Source organism: Candidatus Epulonipiscium viviparus (genome assembly GCF_030708075.1).
GTDB lineage: Bacteria > Bacillota > Clostridia > Lachnospirales > Cellulosilyticaceae > Epulonipiscioides > Epulonipiscioides viviparus.
Genome location: NZ_CP117982.1, coordinates 967,144 through 992,220, shown reverse-complemented (window position 1 = coordinate 992,220; position 25,077 = coordinate 967,144). Strand labels below are relative to the sequence as shown.

The window sequence follows — 25,077 nt, the reverse complement described above, 5'->3', positions numbered from 1 at the left end:
AAATTAAAAATGGATTCATAAAATGATATTACAGTATTGTTTAAGGAGGAAGATTTATGGATTTCTATTTAAAAAATGCATTGAATGGTTTTTTACCAAGCTACGCGACGGTAACAATAATTAAAAGCGTAGATGATGCAGATTTTTTATTATCCGATGTTGATGGTGATGATCAGCCAGAAATTGTTATTTTGTTCGAAAAAGAAGATAAACCATATTTAGCAGTACTGGATAGAGAAAATTTTAAATGGACTGTTAGTTTTGTAAGAGAATTAAGCAAAGCGGAAGAAAATGAGCTATATTTTTTGGATGATTTAGATGTAGCTGAAGAATTGATGGTAGTAGGAAATACTGTTAACTTAGAAATGCTTTTTGAAAAGGATGAAGACGATTTAGAGTTTGTCGCATTAGTGGACGGAGTTAAATACGAAGCAAAAGCAAATCTAAAAGGAAATGATAGTAGAGGAAACTATTTATCAGATTATGACTATGGCTACCCAACAAATCCAGACTATGGTTCGTCAAATTATGGGTATTCTGGGCCTACTGCAAGCTCGCAAACAGGAGGGGGTTGGATCCAATCTGTTATCGGGGCCGATTATCCAGGATCTGACATGGGATTTCAACCAGCAATAAGGCCAAATGCACCTGGTTCAGGGTCAGGTTCAAAAAATGGCTGGATAGACTATAATGCACCTCCAGGAGGAATATTAATAGAACCAGATACAAGTTATGGGAATAGCAATTATAATCCAAGACCAGACATGGGCTACGAAAATATTAATTATAATCCAGGGCCAGTGCCGAGGCCAAAGCCAGGAATGTTGCCTCCAACAGTAACGCCAGAACCAGATTATGGATATAACACGCCGACAGATTCGGTATTGATAGGGCCAGATTATAATCCGGGGCCAGTGCCGAGACCCAAGCCAGGAATGATATCAAATACACCCGATATTAACCCAAATTCATATCCGGGAGAGTATTTGGTGGGAGCACAGATTCCGTATGATTTTATGATAGTGGATCAAAAGATCGGCAATGCGAAAGGTGGCTCAAGTAAAGAAATCATAAAACTGGCCGGTATACCAAAAGGTCAAAACTATTACGAATCTTTAAGTGTGTTTATAGAAGACGGCAACAATGGGCCAATGATTCAAATTATTTTGCCAATTGCATATGGATACGACCCATCGTTAGAGTTGGTAAATTTTTCCGGAGAAGCCTATAAGGACATAGTGGTGAGAATCAAAAGTGATTACACAAATACCAGGTTGGATGTTTTTATCTATTCGTTTAATACTGGTGAACTGAGAATGATATTTGATTCGCGTGATTTCAACATGATCTTTAAGGGTGTTGCCACATATGCAGATGACTATAAGTTGATTGTATCGATGTCTACAGGCAAGAAATTTATTTTGGATATAAGCCGCCATTATTCCAAGGGGCTGGGTCAGATATACGGAAATAATGGCAAACTATTTTATGAGCAATATGGCAGGGTGATGACACTTAGTCAGATTGAGTTTGTGCAATACTGGGGAGAAGCTACCGAAAATTTAGTTGCTGTACAATCAATTTTGGGAACAGCAGAAGATGATGTCTTAGGATATGTAGCAACAACATTTTATTATGACTATAAATCTAATAGCTTGCAGATGTTGAGACAAGAAGCATATGTTAAAGGAATTCATTTTTAAAAAAAACTATCTTACCTCAGAAAATTTAAAAACTCTGAGGTTTTTTTTTCTCTATCGGGTAATTTTTAGAAAAATGCATATAATATACTTGAAATTAAGTTACAAATATTTATGGTTGAATAAAAAAGGGAGTGTTGTATGAAAAGAAGTAGTGGAATTATTATGCATATTTCTTCACTAGGCGAAAAGTATGGTATTGGAACGTTTGGTAAAGAGGCTTATAGGTTTGCAGATTTTTTAGATCGCGCGGGACAAAAGTATTGGCAGATTTTACCTATAGGGCAAACTAGCTATGGTGATTCGCCATATCAAAGCTTTTCGGCCTTTGCGGGAAATCCATATTTTATAGATTTCGACCTGTTAGTAGAAGAAGAGGGATTATTAGTAGAAGAAGACTTTAAACATAGAGATTTTGGTGATAATCCTAAGTGCATCGATTATAAGAAGCTGTTTAAAGAACGATTAGAAGTTTTGGAGATTGCGTATCAAAACTCTAAAGGAAAACTAGAGCATCAAATCAAGACATTTAAAGATGAGAATTTTTTCTGGCTGGATGATTACGCATTATTTATGGCGATAAAGGAGAAATTTAACTTTGTAGCTTTTATTGAATGGCCAGAGGATATTAAATTTTATCAAGACGAAGCTGTTGCGAACTACAAACAAGAGCTTAAGGATAGAATCGGATTTTGGGAATTTGTTCAATATGAATTTTTTAAGCAATGGAGAGAACTTAAAACGTATGTCAACAGTTTAGGAATTCAGTTTATTGGAGATCTTCCTATTTATGTAGCATTTGACAGTGCAGAAACTTGGGCAACTCCGCATCTGTTTAAATTAGACAAAAAGAAGCTTCCAACTGTAGTAGCAGGATGCCCTCCAGATGCGTTTTCAGCAACAGGCCAGTTGTGGGGCAACCCAATATATGATTGGGACCTAATGGAGGAGAATAATTATACTTGGTGGATTAGTAGAATCAGACAAAATTTAACAATGTTTGATGTAGTCAGAATCGACCATTTTAAAGGATTCGAATCGTATTGGGAAATACCATATGGCGATGCGACAGCAGAAAGAGGGCGCTGGAGAAAAGGTCCTAAGATGCGCTTGTTTAATGCTATTAAAAAATCTTTAGGCGAAGTTAATATCATTGCAGAAGATCTGGGGCATATCACTCCAGAAACTAGAGAGTTTGTAAAAGAAGCTGGGTTCCCAGGAATGAAAGTTTTGGAATTTGCATTTGACTCTAGAGAAGAGAGTGATTATATTCCGTATGGATACGACCACAATTGCGTTGCGTATACGGGCACTCATGACAATGATACTGTTATAGGTTGGATAGAGGACAGCGGTAAAAAGGCAGATGTTGAGCATGCCAAAGATTATTTCCAACTAAATTTGGCAGAAGGATATAACTGGGGCTTTATAAGAGGAATGTTTGCCAGCACGGCAGATGTCGCCATTATGCAGATGCAAGATGTATTAGGGTTGGGATCTAAAGCTAGGATGAATATCCCATCTACATTGGGAGGCAACTGGACTTGGAGAATGACGCCTAATTATCTAACTACAGAATTGGCAGAAAAATTATATGCGCTAACCAAACTTTATGGTAGATGTAAAAAAGGCTCTAGTATTACAAAGCGTCGCCTAGATAAGATTGCCGTTCTTGCTAGTATGGCAAAATATTCTAAGGTAAAATATGGCAGAAAGATCGACGATGCAAACTACAAAGAAGTTCTTAACTGCTTAGGTTTGGCATTGCTAGAGCAAATACAAGATGACATCGATAGTACAAGTAAGCTCTACGATACAACAAAACGAGCGTATTATTTTTCTGCAGAATATTTGATGGGTCGTGCATTAGGAAACAATCTGATTTCGCTTGGATTATATGATGAAGTAAAAGAAATTTTGGATCAACTGAATATTGATATCAATAGAGTAGAAGATGCGGAAGACGACGCGACGCTGGGCAATGGAGGTCTTGGTAGGCTTGCGGCATGCTTTATGGATTCTGGAGCATCATGTAACTTGCCGTTGATGGGCTATGGAATTCGATATAGCAATGGGTTGTTCAGACAGATCATTAAAGATGGCGCTCAGTATGAGATTGCCGATACTTGGGGTAGCGATCCGTTTAGCATCAGAAAAGACTATCTTGCAATTGACATTGAGTTTAATGGTGAAACTGTAAAAGCAGTGCCATATGATATGCCTATAATTGGATACGGAACTTATAATATCAATACGCTTCGTTTATGGCAAAGTGAGCCGATTGTAAGCTTCGACTTTACGCTGTTTAATGCGCAACGATATGATGATTCGGTACGCGAAAGATGTAGAGCGGAAGATATTTCTCGTGTGCTATATCCAAATGATTCCAATTGGGAAGGGAAGCGTTTGCGACTTAAGCAACAATATTTCTTGGCAAGTGCGTCATTGCAAGATATTATAAGGAATCATAAAAAGAATCACGCGAGCTTGCAAGATTTTGATAAGTGGCATGTTATTCAGCTAAATGATACGCATCCAACGATTTCTATCCCAGAATTTATAAGATTGCTAGTAGATAAAGAGGGAATGGAATTTGACGTAGCATTGGGCATTGCTAGAAAAGTATTTGCGTATACAAACCACACTATTTTGCAAGAGGCGCTTGAGAAGTGGGATATCAACTTGCTTCGCGACCTGCTACCGAGAGTGTATGAGATTATACAAACTATAGATTATATATGTATGGAAGCGCTAGCTAACAAAAACTATAGTGACTATCAAATCCACAGCTATAGAATTCTAAAAGACAATAAAATTCATATGGCAAATCTTGCAATACACATTGGGTTCGCTGTAAATGGCGTGGCGGCTTTGCACACAAAAATTTTAAAAGAAACAGAGTTTGCGAACTGGTATTATCTATATCCGCAAAAGTTTCAAAACAAAACAAACGGAATCACGCCAAGAAGATGGATTCGTTACTCAAATCCAGAGCTTTCAAAGTATATTACAAAATTGCTTGGAAACCCAGAGTGGATAAAGGATCTGTCGCTGCTAAAAGGCTTGGAAGCGTATATGGAAGATGATATAGTACTTGACAAAATTATGCAAATAAAGCATCATAATAAGAAGGTGCTAGCAGCATATGTTTTGGAGCACGAGGGAGTGGTTGTTGACCCGGATTCAATATTTGATATTCAGGTTAAGCGTTTACATGAATACAAGCGTCAATTCCTAAATGCACTATATATTTTGGATCTATACTTTAGACTTAAAGATGACCCTACTCTTGATATTCCAAAAATTACGTTCTTCTTTGGAGCAAAGGCGTTTCCTGGATACGCAAGAGCAAAAGGCATCGTAAGATTTATTGGTGAAATTTCAAAACTAATCGATAGAGATCCGGTAGTAAAAGGTAGGATAAAAGTACTATTCGTTGAAAACTATCGAGTAACTTATGCAGAAAAGCTGGTTCCAGCAGCAGATGTTTCGAAACAAATTTCTACTGCAGGTAAGGAAGCATCAGGAACTGGAAATATGAAGTTTATGCTTAATGGAGCTCCAACATTTGGAACTTATGATGGCGCGAACGTTGAAATTGTGGCAGAGAGTGGCGAAGAAAATAACTTTATCTTTGGACTACGTGTCGAAGATATAGAAAGAATACAAAATGGCTATGATCCTGTTAGAATTTACAACGAAAACCCAGACATTAAACGAGTGGTCAATGCGCTGGTTGATGGAACACTAAACGACCACGGAACTGGCGAATTTGGTGCATTATATGATAGCTTAGTTAAGCAAGATGGGTGGAATCGTCCTGACGAATATTATATTTTAGGTGACTTCGAAGCGTTTAAAGAAAAAGAAGACGAAGTGTTTGCGGCGTACAAAGACAAGAGACATTGGGCTCAGATATGCTTAAAAAATATTGCAAATGCTGGAATTTTCTCAAGCGATCGTACGATTTTAGAATATGCAAAAGATATTTGGGAGATTACTCCTTGTCCTTTAAAAAAGAAATAAGAACTTAAAGAGGGGGCAACCTCTCTTTTTTTAATTGAGGTGTGTGTTGTATAAGAGAATTGTAAATGTAATAATAATTTTGGGGCTGATATATATTTTTGTAGAATATATTTTTGGTCTGTTTGCTCCGTTTATCTTGGCATACTTAATTGCTTTTTTGCTAAATCCGTTTGTAAACATATTAAAGAAAAGATTCAATATACCGCGTGGAATGGGAACATTGCTATGTATGCTAACAATTTTGAGTGCATTAATATGGGGATTGGTGGAAGTTATTAAGAAGTTGATCAGCGAAGTTGTAGCTCTGAGTGAGTCGTTTCCGGCATATAAAGCAGAGTTAGAGGCAAAGCTGATAGAAATATCAGAAGCATGGGCGATACCGTTGCCAGCAGGGTTTACCTCGATAGACGATATATTGGTTGAGTTGCTAAACTGGTTTTCGGATTCGCTGGCGCAGATTGTGCCGTTGGCATATGGAACAATAAAGTTTGTGCCATCAACGCTGTTTTTTATGATAGTGATGTTAATAGCGACATTTTTTATAACGAAAGATTTTTACTTTTTGAGAAGATTTATGTATGCGCAAGTTCCTGATAATATCAGACCGCATATAGACAAGATGCAGATAGGATTGAAAACAGCATTTGGTGGCTATGTGAAAACACAGTTTATCTTGATGGGCGGAACATTTTGCATATGCTTTACAGGGCTTATGGTACTGAAGCGAGACTATGCGTTTTTGCTGAGTGTATGTATTGCAATATTCGATGCGTTTCCGGTGTTGGGAAGCGGAGCATTTCTAATAACGTGGGGAGTGTATCATCTGATATTGGGAAATTGGTCGTTGGGGCTCTCGTTGCTGTCGATTTATGGAATCATTGTAATAATGAGACAAGTTCTGGAGCCGAGAGTGCTTGCGGGGCAGATAGGAATGTATGCACTTGTGACAGTGATGAGTATATATATTGGATTGCAAGTGTTTGGTGCAATCGGAGTTTTTGTAGGGCCGATGATAGCGGTATCAGTTCAAACATTACAAACGATGGGTATAATTCCAAAATTTAAAGAACCTTCTGGAGAGTAGAGGGAGGTTTTTTATAGAAAATTGGAAAATTATTTATAATTTATGCTATAATAAGAGCTATGACAATCTTTGAGATTGCATTACCTAATTATAAAGGAGTTTTGTAGTAATGAAAATTGAATTTGAAGTTACCCCTGGTAGTTTTGATACAAGTGTTGAATCACTTCAAAAATATGAATGTCCCGAGTGGTTTAGAAATGCAAAGATAGGATTTTGGTCACACTGGGGACCGCAGTCGGCTCCGATGTATGGAGATTGGTATGCTAGAAATATTTATATAGAAGGCCATGATCAGTATAAGTATCATCTAGAGCATTATGGGCATCCGTCTGAGTTTGGATACAAAGATATTATTCCATTGTGGAAAGCAGAGAAATTTGACCCAGAATCGCTAGTGGCAAAATATAAAAAAGCTGGGGCAAGATACTTCGTTGCTTGTGCGGTACATCACGACAATTTTGATAACTGGAACTCGAAGCATCACAAATGGAATGCAGTAAATTATGGGCCTAAGAAAGATATTATCAAGATGTTTAAAGATGCGGCGGACAAAGAAGGGCTGCCATTTGGCGTGACAGTGCACCATGAAAGAAGCTACTCATGGTTTAATACCAACAAGGGCGCAGATAAAGAAGGCAAATGGGCAGGGGTGCCATATGATGGCAACGATCCAGCATATGAAGATTTGTATTATCCTCCACATGAAGAAAATCATATGAGCTATCCGCATAATCCGAGCCAAGAGTTTGTTCAAGGCTGGTATGATAGGGTGAAAGATGTTGTGGAGCAATATGATGTAGACTTACTATACACTGATGGTGGCGTACCGTTTGGTGAAGTTGGTCGCGCTGCGATAGCAAATTTATATAATCACAGTGAAAAAACTCACAACGGAAAATGTGAGGCGGTATATAACTGTAAAAACTTTACGCTTAGCGATAAGAAGAAAGGCGGATTGCATTTTCATGGCGATTATTTTGAGGGCATCTGCGTAGAAGACTTAGAGAGAGGTGTGGTAGACGATATCAGAGATGAGCCATGGCAAACAGATACTTGTATTGGAAAATGGTTCTATAGAGTAGGGCAGCAATACAAGTCTGCAGCGTTCGTGATAAAAATGCTATGCGATATCGTTAGTAAAAATGGAAATCTATTGTTGAACATTCCTGTGAAGCCAGATGGAACATTAGATGAAACAGAAGAGAAGTTTATAGAAGATTTTGGTGCATGGATGGCGGTAAATGGGGAGGCAATATACGATACTCGTCCATTTGTAGTGTTTGGCGAGGGAAAAAAAGTTGAAAAAAATGAGTTTACTTCTTTCAATGAAAAAGAAATAGAAGGAGATGCGTCTCAGATTCGATTTACTGCAAAGCCGGGCGTTGTCTATGCCATATGCTTTGGATGGGCAGAAGAATTTTTGGTAAAATCCATAGATACGACTTATAAGGTTAAGAGGGTGAGTATGCTTGGTGCTGATGGTGAATTAGAATTTAAGCAAACTGCAGAAGGGCTTGTGGTAACATCTCCTGTCGCAAAACCATGTGAAGTAGCATATTCGCTAAAAATAGAAATAGAATAATTGGGGGCCTCCGTTTTAGGGGGCTCTTATTTGTACCAAAATTGTTGCATATAATTGAAAAGTAGATAATATGCTATATTATAGAGTATTTTTAAGAGAAAGGGAGTGTTTACTAAATGCCGCCACAGCCACCACATAATAAGGCACAAGATCAGTATAGAATTGAGCCACCAAAAAAATTAAAAGAGGTACCAGCTTATGTAAAAGAGATGTTTGTTGCAATTACAGGGCGAATGTCATATATAATAAAATTGGTGTGGGAAGCAAATCCAGGAATTATTTTTGTAATGATGTTTATGACAGTGTTTAACGGACTGATGCCGGTTACGGGTTCGCTAATAGGAAAAGAGATTTTGAATGCATTGGCAAAGTCGTATACGCATGAGATTACAAGTTTTAATATAATTCTCTGGTTGTTAATGCTACAATTTGGATATTTGTTGCTAAAGAGTATTGTAGACCGCATATATGTTACCCTAACTAGAATCTCGGGAGAAGTAATTGGGAACCATATTAAGATTAAACTGATGATTAAGTCTAAAGAAGTAGATTTGGCAAGTTATGATAGTCCAGAATATTACTCAAAACTCGAAAATGCAACGCGTGAGGCGTCAAGACAGCCACTAAATGCCTTAACTTCAACGTTTTCTATTATTTCGACTGTTATTAGTATCGTAAGTTACATAATCGTTATACTTGCAATAGGAATTTTGCCGGCATTGGCTATTATAGCAATCGCAACGCCATCTACATTTATCAACTTTTATTTCAGAAAAAAGAATTTCAATTATATGTGGCGAAGTAGCACAGAGCGTCGTCAACTAAATTATTATTCGCAAATCGTAGTTAATAAAGACCTAATAAAAGAAATCAAGTTGTTGGGGTTAACTGATACGTTTACTGATAAATATACAAATGTTTTTGATGTATATTATAAAGGCCTAAAAAAGCTAATTGTAGATGAGTGCAAATGGAATGTGGGCGCATCATTACTATCAACTTTGGTAAATTGTGTATTATTTGTGTATATAGCAAGAGGGGTTTTTGACGGCAACTACGAAATTGGTAACTATGCATTATATACTGGCGCGCTAAATGCGATCTCTGCAGGAATAGCAAAGCTGATCACAACTACCGCTTCTATCTACGAATGTACATTATTTATCAATAACCTAATAGACTATATGCAAGCAGAGCCAACAATAGTGCCTAGTATTTCGCCAGCGCGTAAGGTCGAGAGAGGCGTTGATCACAGAATAGTCTTTGAAAATGTATCATTTAGATATCCAGGAACAGAAGCCGATGTATTAAAAAATATCAATATAACAATTGACCCGCGGGACTCCATAGTGATCGTGGGGCTGAATGGTGCCGGGAAAACGACATTAATAAAATTACTTATGAGGCTATATGATCCAACAGAAGGGCGAATTATACTAGATGGGCATGATATAAAGGAGTATGAAATAGAGGGATTGTATAGTTTATTTGGAACGGTGTTTCAAGATTATGGCAAATACGCAGTGACAGTAAAAGAGAACATTGCATTTGGAGAGATATTAAAAGAAGTGATTGATGACGAAATTGAATCGGCGGCGAAGCATAGTAATTCGAGCTCATATATAGAAGCATTGCCACACAAATATGATACACCGCTGATGAGATATTTTGACGACAAAGGAACCGAGCTTTCGATTGGGCAATGGCAAAAATTAGCAATAGCACGATCATTTTATAGCGACAGCGATATCTTTATTTTAGACGAGCCAACTGCAGCGCTCGACCCTATGGCAGAGCAAGAAATCTTTAATCAATTTGATGAATTGAGAAGCGATAAAACCACGATTTTTGTATCGCATAGACTTTCGAGCGCAACTACCGCAACAAAGATTATGGTTATGAAATACGGCGAAATTATCGAGCTTGGAAATCATGCAGAGTTGATGGAATTAAAAGGAGAGTATCACACATTGTTTTCTACACAAGCGAATAGATATACCATCTCGTTGGATGAGCATAGAGATAATAGAGATAGAAGAGAGAAGCGTCGTCGTGGCAAAGGTCAATTTGCTGATGGAATGCCGAGAGATAGAAGAGATGGCAGAGATGGAAACAGTATGTTAGGAGAAGGCAATTTCGGAGGAGAAGGCAATAAAGGAAGTCGCACAGTAAATATATAAGTTAGTGAGGAGGGAACAGAAGCCCTCCTATTTTTGTGTCTTTTTATAGATATAATGATAAAACATTATATTTAACATAAAGATATTTTTGATAAAATATAAATAATGTTAAAATGATAAAAAATATGTTAAGAAGTGTATTAAGTAAGTCGATCTATATTTATAGAACAATTTATTTTAGGAGGATGGATTATGCGAGTTAATGATATAGCACGTATGCAAATGTTTCAAGGTAGCATGGGAAATTTCAATTCAATAATGGGAACAGGCGCTAAAACACAAAAATTTCCTAATGTTATAAATCCGTTGAATAATAAAATGAATGCGAAGAGTAAGATGAATGTAGATAGTGAACTTTTAGATACAGAGGCATATATAAAGAAATTAGCGGCGCAAAGACCAGATTTGGATTGGAGTATGTGTATTAACGGGAAAGATCCTAGTAGCTATCAAAAAATTATAAAGGTATCAGATGAGGCCAAAAGACAAATGATAGATATTGTTCACAGAGAATTTACTGAGGGAAGAGGATTTACAGATGGAGAAGAATTGAGTCAGGCATATAAAGATTATAGAGAAACGATTGAACCAGAGACAAGACTGTCTGCTACATATACTTTGGCTCAATTTAGAAGAGAAGCAATTAAGCTATATAGAGAAAAAATTGATTCTCATTATCCAGGTTGGAAGAGTGGCGACTATTTTGATGAAGCTATTTTAGACGATTTTGACCCGTGGGAACAATTAACATCATCCTCGTCTGCATTCGCATCTTCATCCTCATCTTCATCCTCGTCTGTTTCGATAGATGTAAAAATATAATGATAAAAGAAAAGAGTAGATATCTATTAGGTATCTACTCTTTTTATGCTGCTGTTAATAACGATTGACAACTTTCATTGCGATCTTTGCCCAACGAGCGAGCCTGTTTGGATCATTTTTTAATGTGGAAACGTCTTTTAACAAAAATTCTACACGCAAACCATGGCTCTTGGCAATCTCGCAGGTCTCGATGAGGTCTTTTTCGATAAAGGCTTCATCAAAGTCTGGCATGGCTAAGAATGCTGGCGAAGGCTTATTTGACATAATGAATTTTGGGTTGAGATTTGCGGCAAAGTTTTTCTTGTTGCTCCAAGGACTACAGGAGATTTTGCGTAAATTTGGAATCGTTTGAACAATGTCAAGTCTGTCATCGAGTCGCTCGCAGCAGCCATAGTAGATCATGCCAAATTTTTCTGCTATCTTAGAAATATAGGGAATTTCAAACTCGGCCGTAACGGCTGGAGAAGTGCTACTAAATAGCTGAGCCATCGTGAACGTCCAAGCATTTTTCGTTACTGGTTCTTTGGTGGAAACAAAATCTGGAAGAAGCTCATCGGTATATGTGGGAGAGCAATGGCAATAATTGTTTGATACACTTGCTAATTGTAGCTTATTAATTTGCTCAAAGCCAGATAACGTAACATTGGTAAGCCTATCCATTAGTGCGTGCAAAAGTTCAGGATTGTCGATTAGCTGATAGTATATTTCTTCGACACCCATCAGCTCTGTTAATACATCCCATAACGGTGTATGAATATATGCGCCACCCTCTTGGTGGATAGGGATGATGTCGCCGATCATGGCAGTAACAAGGTCTAGACGCTCTTTTGATAGATTGCGGTCGCAAGAAACTGTGACATCTTTAATCTTTGCAACATCCTCAAGGTCCTGAAATTGATTTATATATGAGTGTGACTTTACACTGTTTTGTGGATCGGTAGCAAGCAATGTTTGCTGAACATTAGGAGCGTATCTACTAACTGTTGCTGCAAAAGGGATTTTAAGAACGGGTTCAAGAGGCATATCGGTTTGATGATGATTCCATCTATAAATTTCTCGTCTAAAAAATACTTCCACATGATTGCGCAAAAACTTATCTTCACATTGCAGCTTCAAAAAGTCATTGTTGCTAGTGAGTTCATTCCAAGGCAGCTGAAAAATGGTCACCAATGGACGAGTGTTATCGCCCCGGTTGAATGCTTTGATTAAGTCTAGAGTTTCTCGTTGAATAGGAAGTGTGGCAATGTCCATATATTGCGTTGCAAGTTGACGTAAAATCGCTTTATCTGACATAATATAACTCTCCTTCAAAATAAATTTTATATTGAAAGATAAGTATAGCATATTTGTGCGACGTTGCAAGAGGTGCGCGAAGTTCTGTTGGCTATTAACGAAGAAGATATTCCTCTAGCGTAATGCCAGCTTCGTAAATTTCTGTTGCTACATCACCTACATATCGATAATGCCACGGTTCATAGTTGATGCCTGTAATATGTGACTTTCCCTCAGGGTATCTCAAAATAAATCCAAATTTATGCGCATTATTGGCAAACCAGACATAGACTTCATCGCTGGTAGAGTTTACCCAGTCGCCGCCAATATCAACTGCAATGGCAATTTCGTGCTCGCTAGTTCCGGGAAACGCAACCCAACCGCTGGTAAGATCTCTTGCTTGTTCAAGAGTAGAGCCTTGAGAAAGATACATGTTAATGCGCTCATCGTATAATTCCTGTTGTTCTGAGTGTGAGCGATACCCGCTATTGACTCTAGGAAATATTCCTTCGGCACGAGCAGTATCAAACATGAGTTGTAACGAAGGATATATTCTTTTATCTACCTTGTTGCCGTTAGATAATGTAACGAATTCGAGAGGGTAGTCGGCGGGTACGGGGTTTGCGGCATTGATCAGAATCAGCTCCCAACTCTGAGCTACGGGGGCGGTAATGGAGAAGAGTTCTGGTGTTGCGGCAGAAAGCATTGCTGTTCCAGCAATAGGAAAAATGGTGGCATATAAAAATATAGATGATACTAATAACTTTTGCATAAATACCTCCTAAATGATCTTCTATAATCATTGTATTGCGGAAAAGGAAAAAAATGTATATTTGAAATAAAATAATGCAAGGAGAGTATCTAAGCGTATTGCAGGAGCCGATGCGGTTGCCGTAACGGTGGTAAAAAAAGTTTATTACTTTCTGAATGTAAATCTGACATCATTGTAGTCATCAGAAGCTGGTGAAGTGAGGATGTCGTAGTTTGTATTGCTAATGGACCCCGAGTAGTTAGAATCTAGCAGAGTTGCTTGAATTAGGTTTAGCGCGGCATCGACATCTGAGAGTCCTAATTGCGTTAGAGCAGCAGAGATCATCGCAGCTTGGGGGGCTGTAAGGCCGGTCTGGTCTGCTCTAAAATAGTCTGAGGATATAGCAACTTGGACGACGGTAGCATCTTGGAGTTCCACATTAATAACCATATTGGCATCGTCAGTTATTTCGTTGTATTGCAACAAAGTGCGTTGATCACCGAGATAAATATTGGCTAATGCAAAGGTGTCTTGTAATAATAGATTGTTTAGTACACTGATATCCGGATTGGCAACTTTAAATTCGACGACTATAGTGACGCGCTCCGCATCGAAGTTGATAATGTGGATGCGAAAATCGTGTGTATGGTAGATTGCATAAGGCGAAGCGAGGTCTGCTGTGATGCCTAGCAGATTTGCAATTGCGTCAAGATCATCAGATGCCAAGGAAAAAGAGGAGTAGCCTTCGTAGTCGAGGCCTTTATATATGTCGATATTATGAGAATCGGCAAACTGGTATATCTTATTTTGAAGCTCATAGGGATCTTGATCGCTAGCATATTCGACAATGCCATTGGGATGTTGCAGAGTGAAGCTATAATCGAACATCGAGTTGCGGTTTGTGTTAGCTGCGAGAACAGTGCGTGTAGTATATAAATTATAGGAGTTGATACCGAGAGAAATTACAGTTAATCCTAAAAATAATGTTATCCATTTCATAGTGATCTACACCTCGCTTTCTAAATCTTTGCGTATAATTTTACTGATGAAGAGGTATCCAGCGATGGCAAATACTGCGGATAAAATCAGGTGCATGATACCAGTTATTTGACCAAACAATATTGAATAGTAGAATGGCAGTAGCGCAAAACACAATGTAAACATTATTTTTAGAGTTGCATCAAGCCATTTGGAACAAGTGAAATGGCTAAATCTGGTAAATCCTACTATATTAACCAAGTGTAGCGAAAGACTAATCAATAAGAGACAGGTGAAAATTAGAGAGACTTCTTCAAAACTCAATCTATGAACACGGACCCAGACAAAAGATGCTTCGTCATACGCAATGGGTGTTTTGTCAATAGCAAAAATATATGTTTGAACTATAGATTGATAAAAATTTTCGAGCTGATTTTGAAAAGCGTAATGCGAGAACTGGTCATATAAGTAACCGAAAAGATATGGTACGGCGCAAGCACTACAAAACGTAATGATGATAGCGGCACCAGCACGTTTTATCAGCATCTGTCCTGCAACAAAAAACAAATAGACTGCAACCATATTTAATGTGAATCGAAAAGTCATCGACACTATACTAAATACGTTATACGCATCGGCAAGAGTTTCGCCACCCGGCAATACAGCCCAAAGTTCGTTGGATATTGGAAGTGTATAAAGATATGTGCCAACCAAAAATGAGGTAAAAATTATTCCGGCAACAGCAATGATCGATACCCCTGCTATCATTTTGGAGATGAGAATTGTCTTTGCGGTAAATGGCAATGACAAAATAAATTCGGAGATATTGGAATCCTTAATATCTCGAAACTGAGTGTATACTATAGCGATTACGAATATAATTATCAATAATTGATGATCCCTTATCAGATAGTAGAAGTCGTTATGAAGATCTGGGTGTGCCACATAATTGCTAATATATTGTAATTTGAGATTTGATCCCAAAAGCATTGCGGAAGTGCCTATAAGAACAGAGCCTATTAGAAAGATTAATACAAACGTAGTTAAGTTTTTAAATTCGTGCTTCAGTAGCGTCTTCATTGTAACCTCCAGTCTCAATTTGCTTAGATTTGGTAAAAATTATGCTTAAACAGGTAAAAATAACCAAAATATAAATGATATTGCAGAAGATATTGTTGGATCTGAGAAAAAAGATATCGGTAAAATCGATATAAAACAAATTTTGTAATAAAAAGATAATGGCAAAGGTCGCAGAAAAAACTAGCGAGGTCATTAAGATGGAGTTCACCCTGCCTGTGTTAAAAAATTGTCCGGTAGCAAAAATGAGATATACAGTAAAACATCTCAAAGCGGATATAGCCACAATGAAAATGAGAGAAAAAGACATTAGAACCAATTCGATTATGGCCGCCGCACCAGCTAATTGAGAAAACTCGGTTGCATAGTTAAAATATGCAAAGGCGAGAATGCTGACAGCAATTATAGCGGTTGCGACAAAAAATATAGTAGTGGCCGAAATTTTAGCTGAAACAGATCGCCAAGAAGCAGGGGTAATCTGAAAAAATACGAGCACAATGATGGTCAACATAATATAAGGCTCGGTTGAATCTAAAATCCATATTACTGCCACAGGAAAGTTTGCAGTTTTGTACGTAACGATAGCATTGCTAGACCAAATGGCTAAAGCAATCAGCCAAAAGGCAGCAGGGACAAGGAAAGCGCAAAGTTTTTTAAGTTCTTGCATAATTAATGAAGTCATAGAAACCTCCTACATAATAAAAATATTAGAATCACCATCTGGAGCTGAGCTAGAATCTTACATCGGCAACTGGCAGCTGAGCTAGAATTCTTCATTGAGCAACGGAGCTGAGCTAGAATCTTCATCGGCAACTGAGCTGAGCTAGAATTTTCTTCATTAGTATCTGCAGCTGAGCTAGAATTTTCTCATCAGCATCTGCAGCTGAGCTAGAATTCTTCTTCTCATCAGTAGTCTGCAGCTGAGTCTAGAATTTTCTTCATCATCATCTGGAGTGAGACAGAATTTTTCATTGGCATCTGCACTTGAGCTAGAATTCTTCATCAGCATCTGGAGCTGAGCTAGAATCTCCATCAGCATCTGGAGCTGAGACAGAATTTTCATTGGCATCTGCAGCTGAGCTAGAATTTTCTTCATCAGTATCTGCAGCTGAGCTAGAATCTCCATCAGCATCTGTAGCTGAGCTAGAATTTTCTTCATCAGTAGCAGCGGCAGCTGAGCTAGAATTTTCTTCATCAGCAGCGGCAGCTGGGTAGAATCTTCATCAGCAGCGGCAGCTGGGGTAGAATCTTCATCAGCAGCGGCAGCTGGGGTAGAATCTTCATCAGCAGCGGCAGCTGGGGTAGAATCTTCATCAGCAGCGGCAGCTGAGCTAGAATCTTCATCAGCATCGGCAGCTGAGATAGAATTTTCATTCGGCAATCTGCAGCTGAGCTAGAATCTTCATCAGTATCTGCAGATGAGCTAGAATTTTCTTCATTAGTATCTGCAGCTGAGCTAAATTTTCTTCATCAGTATCTGCAGATGAGCTAAATTTTTCTTTGTCAAATCCAGTTATTCTTGCATGTGAGTTAGAATTTTCTTCATCAGTATCTGCAGCTGAGCTAGAATTTTCATTGGCATCTGCAGCTGAAGCTGAGACAGAATCTTCATCGGCAACAGCAGCTGAGATAGAATCTTATCAACGGCAGCTGAGACAGAATCAGTATCTGCAGCTGAGCTAGAATTTTCATTGGCATCTGCAGCTGAGCTAGAATCTTCATCGGTAGCCGCAGCTGAGCTAGAATCTTCATCAGCAACTGTAGCTGAGCTAGAATTTTCTTCATCAGTATCTGGAGCTGAGCTAGAATTTTCTTCATCAGTATCTGCAGCTGAGCTAGAATTTTCTTCATCAGTATCTGCAGCTGAGCTAGAATCTTCCATCAGCATCTGGCAGCTGAGCTAGAATCTTCATCGGCAACGGCAGCTGGGATAGAATCTTAATCGGCAACGGCAGCTGAGCTAGAATCTTCATCGGCAACGGCAGCTGAGCTAGAATCTTCATCGGCAACGGCAGCTGAGACAGAATTTTCATCGGCAACAGGAGCTGAGGTAGAATTTTCATCGTTAGCCGCAGCTGGGATAGAATCTTCATCGGCAACTGTAGCTGAGCTAGAATTTTCTTCATTAGTATCTGCAGCTGAGCTAGAATTTTCTTCATCAGTATCTGCAGCTGAGCTAGAATTTTCTTCATCAGTATCTGCAGCTGAGCTAGAATTTTCATTGGCATCTGCAGCTGAGCTAGAATCTTCATCAGCAGCGCAGCTGAGCTAGAATCTTCATCAGCAACTGTAGCTGAGCTAGAATTTTCTTCATCAGTATCTGGAGCTGAGCTAGAATTTTCTTCATCAGTATCTGCAGCTGAGCTAGAATTTTCTTCATCAGTATCTGCAGCTGAGCTAGAATCTTCATCAGCATCTGCAGCTGAGCTAGAATCTTCATCAGCAATCAGCTGAGATAGAATCTTCATCGGCAACGGCAGCTGAGATAGAATCTTAATCGGCAACGGCAGCTGATAGAATCTTCATCGGCAACGGCAGCTGAGCTAGAATCTTCATCGGCAACGGCAGCTGAGCTAGAATCTCATCGGCAACAGGCAGCTGACTAGAATTTTCATCGGCACGAGCTGATAGAATTTTCATCGGCAACGCAGCTGGGATAGAATCTTCATCGGCAACGGCAGCTGAGTAGAATCTTCATCAGCATCTGGAGCTGAGTAGAATTTCATCAGCATCTGCAGCTGAGCTAGAATTTTCATCAGCTGCAGCTGAGCTAGAATCTACATCAGCATCTGGAGCTGAGCTAGAATCTACATCAGCATCTGCAGTTGAGCTAGAATCTTCATCAGCATCTGCAGCTGAGGTAGAATTTTCATCGGTAGCCGCAGCTGAGGGAGTAAGCCAAATTATAGCATACGAATATGTAGTTGCGACGAATGTAGTGGGGGAAGCGGGGCGTTATAGGAGCTAGTTTTTGTTGGCATAGACGAAGATTTCTTCTAGAGTCATTGGCAGCTCCTCCAAGAGGTTGGCGCCGATAGCTTTGATTTTGGCTTCGATATGAGGCAGGTTGTTGGTGACGATGTAATGTACACTGCCGATAGTTTGGATGTCGAGAATTGCTGTATCGGCTGCAAATGAAGAGAGGTCAATGGGGGTTGTGAATATTACTTGCAGCTTTTTTATTTGATTTTGATGTTCGTTGAGTAGGGTATGTGTATTGAGTTTGCCGTGATTAATGATTGTGATGTTGTCGCAGAGAGCGTTGAGTTTGCTTAAATGATGCGATGAAATTAGCACGGTCATTTGGTTGGTGTTGACTTCTGTAATGATAAAGTTTAGGACATCGTTGATTGCAATGACATCGAGACCAGAGGTGGGTTCGTCTAGCACGAGTACTTCTGGGCTTCGCGATAAGTTTAGCATGATCGACAGTCTCATTTGCATTCCTTTTGAGAGCGAGTTGATGCGACTGTTTAGAGGCAGTTGCATCTTGTCGTTGTAGATGGCAAATTTTTTTATACTAAATTTGGGATATATTTCGGAATAAAATTTGATGAGCGCGTTGACTGTGTAATTTTTGAAGAAACGATTTCTGTCGGCAACGTAACCGATGCGAGCCTTGACAGCGGGATTTTCGAAAACGGGTTCTCCAAAGACTTTGATCTGGCCAGAAGTGAGCTCGTGAATACCAACCAATGCTTTGATAAGAGTTGTTTTGCCTGAGCCATTGACACCGATTAGACCGTGGATACGACCTTTATCTACATTGAAAGAAAGATTATCGATAGCTTTATGTTTGCCATAGAATTTAGTGGCGTTGGTTATTTCTATTATCATGGCGTATGCCTCCTTTTAGAGATTATTGTATATTTATGAAGGTTTTAGGTCAATTTCATTATATCCTGTAAAGTTCGATTTTATGCATAATTAGAAAAGCGGCGTTGTAAGTGCGCGAAATTGGGTTTTAACGGAGTATTAGTTACCATAAATTTACTTAGCAGCCGTTTTGTGACATATGATATAATGAAAAAAAAAAGGGAGGTTGTATCAATGAAAATATTAAATCCGATGCCTTTAATTAGAGGATTGTTGTTGTCGATGATTTCGATGTGTATAGCGTTAGTAATTGTATTTCCAGAAATAAGAAATTGGTTTATAATAAACCAGGAGGTAATTTTAAATAACATGTTAATAGGAATATCCATATTGCCTGTATTTATGATTGTTGTATTAAAAGATGCAACAAATTGGTATAAAAAATTTTCGTCGTGGTTTACATTTATACTGTCTGGATGCGCAATAGTGGCGACGGTCTTGTATAGTACATATGGTTGGACAGCAGATGAAATGACAGCGGTGGTGGATACATGGATCAGCTTCGTGCTTTTGGAAAGGCAATGAACTTTTAGCGGGGAGATGGTGGCCTATAGTATATGGCAGAGTTGTTCTATTTTAGAAAGTTTATTGCATAAAATTTAAGATAAGAAGGAATATTAACAGTATGAAAGACGATATTTATTTTATGAAAGAGGCTCTCAAAGAAGCGGAAAATGCGTTGTTGCTAGACGAGGTCCCAATAGGTTGCGTGATAGTATTAAAAGACGAGATTATATCAAGAGCTTGTAATAAGCGCAATACCGATAAAAACGCCATTTCACATGCAGAAATACTGGCAATAAGTGAAGCATGTAAAGTGGTAGAAGACTGGCGCTTAGAAGAATGCGCTATCTATATTACTCTCGAGCCATGTCCGATGTGTGCAGGAGCGATCGTGCAGGCAAGAATAAAAAGAGTTATCTTTGGAGCAAATAGCGTAAAAGCTGGCTGCGGAGGCTCTATTATAAATTTGCTAGAACGAGAGGAGTTTAACCATAGATGCGTTGTAGAGCGGGGCATTTTAGAGCAAGAGTGTTCTCAATATCTTTCTAACTATTTTAAACAAATGCGCAAAATAAGGAGTGTAAAAAATGGCTGATAAGGATAACGTAACAGAGCTTCCGATTCCTGATAAAGGTGTAGAAGTAACCAATAAACATAAGAAAGCGCGTGTCTTTAGAGATTATTTAATAGAAAAGAATACGATTAATATGTTTAAGGAAGAGGAAGTAGATACCGGAATTATTTTTAGAAGTGCATATAAGATTAAAGATGAAAACAAGCAGTTTATGATCATATTTAATGATAGCATATATATTACAATGCAGTCGTTGGTATTGCGTGATGTACCAGTGGAAAAAAGAGAGCAAATGCTTAGAGTAATCAATCAACTGCAGTTTGAGTTTCCGACTGTAAAATATGTATTAACGCCAGATAACCATCTGATGACATCGATGACATTCCATGGCAATGAAAATACTATGCAACCAGCAACGATTTTGTTGTGTACGATTGAATATTTTAAAGTTCTGGCAGCTAATCATTATGATAGATTTTTGGCGGTGCTTGCATAAAATAATAATGGATTAGGACTTCACAATTGTGTGAGGTCTTTTTTTATGTGTGATATTGCGGCAATAAAATAAAAAATTAATTCGATTTTTGCCAATATTTGTGATATACTTATGAGCCGTAGAACGAAAATTAACTTTTGGAGGAAACTATGTATACTACAATGATAGGAAATTATACAGCAAAGACAGATTTTTTTAAAATGACTACACCTTTTGAATTGCTAAGTGAATATGGCAGCCCGCTATATGTTTATAATGAAGACATTTTTAGAAGTAGACTGAGACAAATCAAAAATCTTGTAAAATATAAAAATTTTGTACCGCACTATTCTGTGAAGGCAAATACGAATATAAGTTTATTAAAGATTGTAAAAGAAGAAGGACTGCACGTCGATACAATGAGTCCTGGAGAAATATATATGGCATTAGCGGCGGGATTCGAGCCAAAAGAGCTGTTTTATATTCCGAATAACGCAACGGAGGAAGACTTGCGTTACGCAGTAGACAGGGGAGTATTACTAAGCGTTGACTCTATATCGCAACTGCAGCTATATGCAAAAATAAATCCGAATAGCAAAGTGGCTATAAGATTTAACCCAGGAGTAGGCGCAGGGCATCATCAAAAAGTTGTAACTGCTGGAAAAAAGACTAAATTTGGAGTTGATATGGCAGAATTTGATACCGTTAAGAAAATATTGGAAGAAAATAATGTAACATTGGTGGGAATCAATCAGCATATTGGCTCGTTATTTATGGATAGCGGCGCTTTTATTGAGAGCACAACAAATTTGCTAGAGTTTGCAAAAGAATTTGACTCGTTAGAATTTATTGATCTTGGAGGCGGATTTGGAATTCCATATCATAAGCAAGAAGATCAGCAGCCGCTAGATTTGGTGGAGCTAGGATCTAAAATGGATACAATGTTTGAAGAGTTTGCGCAAGACTATGGCCGTGAAATTCAGTTTCAGATAGAGCCTGGCAGAATCATTGCATGTGAAGCGGGAATAGTTTTGGGAACAGTAACGGGGACAAAGCAAAATGCGGAGACAACATACCTTGGATGCGACATCGGGTTTAATGTGTTGGCGCGACCTATTATGTATGATTCGCATCATGATATTGAGCTCTACACAAAAAGAGCGCATCCAGATTTGGAGAAGCATCCAGTAACGGTGGTAGGAAACATATGTGAAAGCGGAGATATTTTGGCAAAGGACAGAGAGCTTCCGATGCCAGAGTATGGCGATATAATAGGGTTGATGGATGCGGGGGCATATGGCTTTGCGATGTCGAGCTCATATAACCAGCGTCCGAGAGTTGCGGAGGTATTGTTAAAGTCTTCGGGAGAAGTTGTTTTGATTAGACGTCGAGAAACATTTGAAGACCTGATAGCAAGTATGCTATAATTAAACGGTACCAGTAAAATAGGTGACAATTCTCTTGGGATGGAGGATAAAAATGGCGAATAAAGTTTTACAGAGACAGTGGAAACGTATACTGCGTAGAGAAGATACATTTGTAAAGAATGCAACGAAAAAGAAGAATTCTAAAATGGAGGACTTTCTAGCAGAAAAGGTTCCTGATAAATTGCAAAATACTCTTAATGTGGCGTTTGCAAAGTCGTTTGAGATCGTATTTGAAAGAGGTACCAATGTAATAGAAAAAACTTATAATAAGGAAAGCATTCAGCAAACACACAAAATCAATGAGTATGCTTTTTCTGTAGTGGCAGATAGAAAGCGCGTTAATGCGATAAACCAAGGAGCGACCAAAACCGCGGTATATAGCACCGTTATTTCTGGAGTAAAGGGAGTAAGTCTGGGAATCTTGGGAATAGGGCTTCCAGATATTCCTATTTTTATGGGAATGGTATTTAGAGGAATATATGAGATTGCGCTGCAATATGGTTATAACTATGACACAGAAGAAGAGCGATACTTCATATTAAATATAATTTCGACAGCGCTGGCACATGGAGAACAAGCAATTATAGAAAATAATGCGCTAAATGATTTTATGTTGAATCCAAAGTTGCCATATAATTATAGTAGACAAGCAGAGATTGAAAAAGTGTCTGATGTGCTATCGATGGAATTGCTATACCTCAAGTTTGTACAGGGGGTACCTGTAATAGGAGCAGTGGGAGGAGTTTTTGACGCTGTATTTACTCAGAAAATTTTGGGGTATGCAAAACTAAAGTATAGAAGAAGATTTTTGAGTGCGCGAGCTTTGAACGAAAAAATTTATTGAGAATAGCAAAAGATATAGAAAATGTAATAATATTATGATATGATAAAATGGTAGGCGAATAGTCTACCATTTTAAGTTATATGGAGGTTGCTATGAAATTAGTAGAAAAGCATTATGATTTGGTAGTAGTTGGTGGAGGGATGGCAGGAATTTGTGCTGCAATATCTGCGGCAAGACATGGGGTTATGACTGCATTTGTACACGATAGACCAGTATTGGGAGGCAATGCAAGTTCTGAAGTGAGAGTTGGCATCAATGGTGCAGGCAGAACTACTCCGGTAGCGTTTAAAAATGGAATTGAGTCGGGTGTAATTTTGGAGCTGATGCTTAGAAACAAAAAAGTAAATCCGCAATATTCATTTAATGTACAAGATAATATTTCTTGGGAAATGGTAATGGAAGAAGATAATATAGATCTTTATTTGAATACTAGCATGCAAACATCGCATGTGGAAGATAATAAAATTATTTATATAAATGCATTTCAAAATACTACAGGCAAAGAATTTAGATTATATGCGCAACAATTTATAGATACCTCTGGAGATGCAAACTTGGCATACGAAAGCGGCGCCGACTGGACTATGGGACGCGAAGGCAAAGACGTGTATGGTGAAAGCATAGCACCAGACGTATCTGATAACCATACAATGGGAAGTACCATTTTATATACGGCACGCGATACAGGAAAGCCTGTAAAATTTACCCGTCCTAGTTGGGCATACGAAATCACTGCGGATATGCTGGGTAGACGTAATGTACATGAGGTATCCAATGGATATTGGTGGGTTGAAGTAGGCGGAGATGATCTTGATACTATTGAGAATGCGGAAGATATTCGTGACGAATTGCTTAAATATGCTTATGGCGCATTTGACTATGTAAAAAATAGTGGCAAGTATCCAGAAGCTGAAAACTACGCATTAGACTGGATTGGATCTGTACCAGGAAAGCGCGAATCTAGAAGAGTGTATGGAGATTATATATTGACTCAAAACGACGTGGAAGCTGCGACAGTTTTTGATGATGCGGTAGCTTATGGCGGATGGTCTATGGACGCGCACACTGTGGGAGGAATTAGAGCAAAGACTGAAGCCGCCAAAAAGGGGTCGGGGTCAATTTTTTCTGCGGTTAACGACTTATATACAATACCATATAGATGCTTATATAGTAGAAACATTGAAAACTTATATATGGCAGGACGTTGTATTAGCGCGTCACATATGGCGATGAGCTCGACAAGGGTTATCGGAACTTGTGCAGTACTAGGGCAAGCTGCGGGGACAGCGGCAGCGATTGCAAAAAAATATGGAGTATTGCCACGCGGAGTAAATGAGCATATTCATGAGCTTCAGCAAACACTGCTTAAAGACGATGCATTTCTTCCGGGTATTGCAACAAAAGATAGTGACGATATTATATCGAATGGAGCATGTAAAATTACGGCTTCGAGCCACAAAGAGGGTGCGGAACCGCATAAGGTAAATAGTGAGTATGCAAGACGCATAGAGGAAGAGGAGAATAAATGGATCTCAGCACCGATGGGAGAAGTTGGTGAGTGGATAGAGATAGCATTTGAGCAGCCAACACAAGCAAATGAAATATTGCTTCGATTTGATCCTAACTTTAGCAAATATATTGCAACAAGGATTACAGATTCTAAGCGCAACAACGAAGAAATGCAAGCCGAGTTGGTAAGAGATTATAAAATTGAGTTTTTAAAAGATGGTGTGGCAGTGAGAGAAATTGTGATAGAGGATAATTTTGTACGAGTAAACCATCATAAATTTGATGTAACCACTTTCGATGCCGTTAAAGTGACAGTGCTTAAGACGTATGGTGACGAGAGCGCTAGAATTGCGGATATTCGATTGTACTGCAACTAAAAAAAATGAGAATGAGATG

The 25,077-nt window shown here is 38.5% G+C and carries 22 protein-coding genes; 12 read left to right on the top strand and 10 right to left on the bottom strand.

All coding sequences use genetic code 11. The annotated features are described in order from the left end of the window. Positions 1 to 56 precede the first annotated feature (56 nt). The 6 genes from PCY70_RS03925 (at position 57) to PCY70_RS03895 (ending at position 11,394) form a co-directional block, all read left to right on the top strand. Positions 57 to 1,703 (top strand): hypothetical protein, encoded by a 1,647-nt coding sequence (locus tag PCY70_RS03925; RefSeq protein ID WP_305768521.1) that lies wholly within the window; start codon positions 57 to 59, stop codon positions 1,701 to 1,703. Between the two features lie 138 nt (positions 1,704 to 1,841). Continuing rightward, positions 1,842 to 5,726, top strand: a complete 3,885-nt coding sequence (gene malQ / locus PCY70_RS13775) for a 4-alpha-glucanotransferase (RefSeq protein WP_330697045.1) — start codon at positions 1,842 to 1,844, stop codon at positions 5,724 to 5,726. A 46-nt stretch (positions 5,727 to 5,772) separates the two neighbouring features. Then, positions 5,773 to 6,810 (top strand): sporulation integral membrane protein YtvI, encoded by a 1,038-nt coding sequence (gene ytvI / locus PCY70_RS03910; protein WP_305768520.1) that lies wholly within the window; start codon positions 5,773 to 5,775, stop codon positions 6,808 to 6,810. Positions 6,811 to 6,919: 109 nt separating this feature from the next. Next, positions 6,920 to 8,392: an alpha-L-fucosidase gene (locus PCY70_RS03905; protein ID WP_010166514.1), complete on the top strand. Its 1,473-nt coding sequence runs from the start codon at positions 6,920 to 6,922 to the stop codon at positions 8,390 to 8,392. Between the two features lie 116 nt (positions 8,393 to 8,508). Then, entirely contained in the window at positions 8,509 to 10,572 is a 2,064-nt protein-coding gene (locus PCY70_RS03900; protein ID WP_305768519.1) for an ABC transporter ATP-binding protein, read from the top strand. 192 nt (positions 10,573 to 10,764) lie between these two features. Next, positions 10,765 to 11,394 carry a DUF3879 family protein gene (locus PCY70_RS03895; RefSeq protein WP_305768518.1) on the top strand — a complete coding sequence of 210 codons (630 nt, stop codon included), beginning with the start codon at positions 10,765 to 10,767 and terminating at the stop codon, positions 11,392 to 11,394. A 54-nt stretch (positions 11,395 to 11,448) separates the two neighbouring features. On the opposite strand, the gene PCY70_RS03890 is transcribed toward PCY70_RS03895, so the two are convergent. The 10 genes from PCY70_RS03890 to PCY70_RS03845 all read right to left on the bottom strand — a co-directional run bounded on the left by PCY70_RS03890 (position 11,449) and on the right by PCY70_RS03845 (position 19,309). Then, the gene (locus PCY70_RS03890; RefSeq protein WP_305768517.1) at positions 11,449 to 12,687 is read right to left on the bottom strand and encodes a uroporphyrinogen decarboxylase/cobalamine-independent methonine synthase family protein; all 1,239 of its coding nucleotides are present in this window, start codon (positions 12,685 to 12,687) and stop codon (positions 11,449 to 11,451) included. A gap of 94 nt (positions 12,688 to 12,781) precedes the next feature. Next, the gene (locus PCY70_RS03885; RefSeq protein ID WP_305768516.1) at positions 12,782 to 13,438 is read right to left on the bottom strand and encodes a M15 family metallopeptidase; all 657 of its coding nucleotides are present in this window, start codon (positions 13,436 to 13,438) and stop codon (positions 12,782 to 12,784) included. A gap of 144 nt (positions 13,439 to 13,582) precedes the next feature. Beyond that, positions 13,583 to 14,416: a hypothetical protein gene (locus PCY70_RS03880; protein ID WP_305768515.1), complete on the bottom strand. Its 834-nt coding sequence runs from the start codon at positions 14,414 to 14,416 to the stop codon at positions 13,583 to 13,585. Positions 14,417 to 14,422: 6 nt separating this feature from the next. Beyond that, entirely contained in the window at positions 14,423 to 15,475 is a 1,053-nt protein-coding gene (locus tag PCY70_RS03875) for a hypothetical protein (protein ID WP_305768514.1), read from the bottom strand. After that, positions 15,447 to 16,154 carry a hypothetical protein gene (locus tag PCY70_RS03870; RefSeq protein WP_010166502.1) on the bottom strand — a complete coding sequence of 236 codons (708 nt, stop codon included), beginning with the start codon at positions 16,152 to 16,154 and terminating at the stop codon, positions 15,447 to 15,449. Before PCY70_RS03870 ends, PCY70_RS03875 begins: the two co-directional genes overlap by 29 nt. Positions 16,155 to 16,328: 174 nt before the next feature. Then, a complete protein-coding gene (locus PCY70_RS03865; protein WP_305768513.1) occupies positions 16,329 to 16,853 on the bottom strand; it encodes a hypothetical protein in 525 nt (174 codons plus the stop codon). A gap of 132 nt (positions 16,854 to 16,985) precedes the next feature. Next, entirely contained in the window at positions 16,986 to 17,354 is a 369-nt protein-coding gene (locus PCY70_RS03860; protein ID WP_305768512.1) for a hypothetical protein, read from the bottom strand. Beyond that, positions 17,341 to 17,976, bottom strand: a complete 636-nt coding sequence (locus PCY70_RS03855) for a hypothetical protein (RefSeq protein ID WP_305768511.1) — start codon at positions 17,974 to 17,976, stop codon at positions 17,341 to 17,343. Before PCY70_RS03855 ends, PCY70_RS03860 begins: the two co-directional genes overlap by 14 nt. Further along, entirely contained in the window at positions 17,966 to 18,112 is a 147-nt protein-coding gene (locus PCY70_RS03850; protein ID WP_305768510.1) for a hypothetical protein, read from the bottom strand. The genes PCY70_RS03855 and PCY70_RS03850 overlap by 11 nt, the downstream gene beginning before the upstream one ends. 324 nt (positions 18,113 to 18,436) lie before the next feature. Next, complete coding sequence (locus tag PCY70_RS03845) at positions 18,437 to 19,309, bottom strand: ABC transporter ATP-binding protein (protein ID WP_305768509.1); 873 nt, start codon at positions 19,307 to 19,309, stop codon at positions 18,437 to 18,439. Positions 19,310 to 19,522: 213 nt separating this feature from the next. On the opposite strand from PCY70_RS03845, the gene PCY70_RS03840 reads away from it, so the two are divergent. From PCY70_RS03840 to PCY70_RS03815, 6 genes are all read left to right on the top strand, one after another. Further along, the gene (locus tag PCY70_RS03840) at positions 19,523 to 19,873 is read left to right on the top strand and encodes a hypothetical protein (RefSeq protein ID WP_010166486.1); all 351 of its coding nucleotides are present in this window, start codon (positions 19,523 to 19,525) and stop codon (positions 19,871 to 19,873) included. Positions 19,874 to 19,973: 100 nt separating this feature from the next. Next, on the top strand, positions 19,974 to 20,447 hold the full coding sequence (tadA, locus tag PCY70_RS03835; protein ID WP_305768508.1) for a tRNA adenosine(34) deaminase TadA: 474 nt from the start codon (positions 19,974 to 19,976) through the stop codon (positions 20,445 to 20,447). Continuing rightward, positions 20,440 to 20,922, top strand: a complete 483-nt coding sequence (locus tag PCY70_RS03830) for a hypothetical protein (protein WP_305768507.1) — start codon at positions 20,440 to 20,442, stop codon at positions 20,920 to 20,922. The genes tadA and PCY70_RS03830 overlap by 8 nt, the downstream gene beginning before the upstream one ends. 149 nt (positions 20,923 to 21,071) lie before the next feature. Next, positions 21,072 to 22,328, top strand: a complete 1,257-nt coding sequence (gene lysA / locus PCY70_RS03825; RefSeq protein ID WP_330697044.1) for a diaminopimelate decarboxylase — start codon at positions 21,072 to 21,074, stop codon at positions 22,326 to 22,328. Positions 22,329 to 22,380: 52 nt separating this feature from the next. After that, positions 22,381 to 23,172, top strand: a complete 792-nt coding sequence (locus tag PCY70_RS03820; RefSeq protein WP_305768506.1) for an EcsC family protein — start codon at positions 22,381 to 22,383, stop codon at positions 23,170 to 23,172. Between the two features lie 92 nt (positions 23,173 to 23,264). Further along, positions 23,265 to 25,058 carry an FAD-dependent oxidoreductase gene (locus PCY70_RS03815; RefSeq protein WP_305768505.1) on the top strand — a complete coding sequence of 598 codons (1,794 nt, stop codon included), beginning with the start codon at positions 23,265 to 23,267 and terminating at the stop codon, positions 25,056 to 25,058. The last annotated feature ends 19 nt before the right edge of the window (positions 25,059 to 25,077 follow it).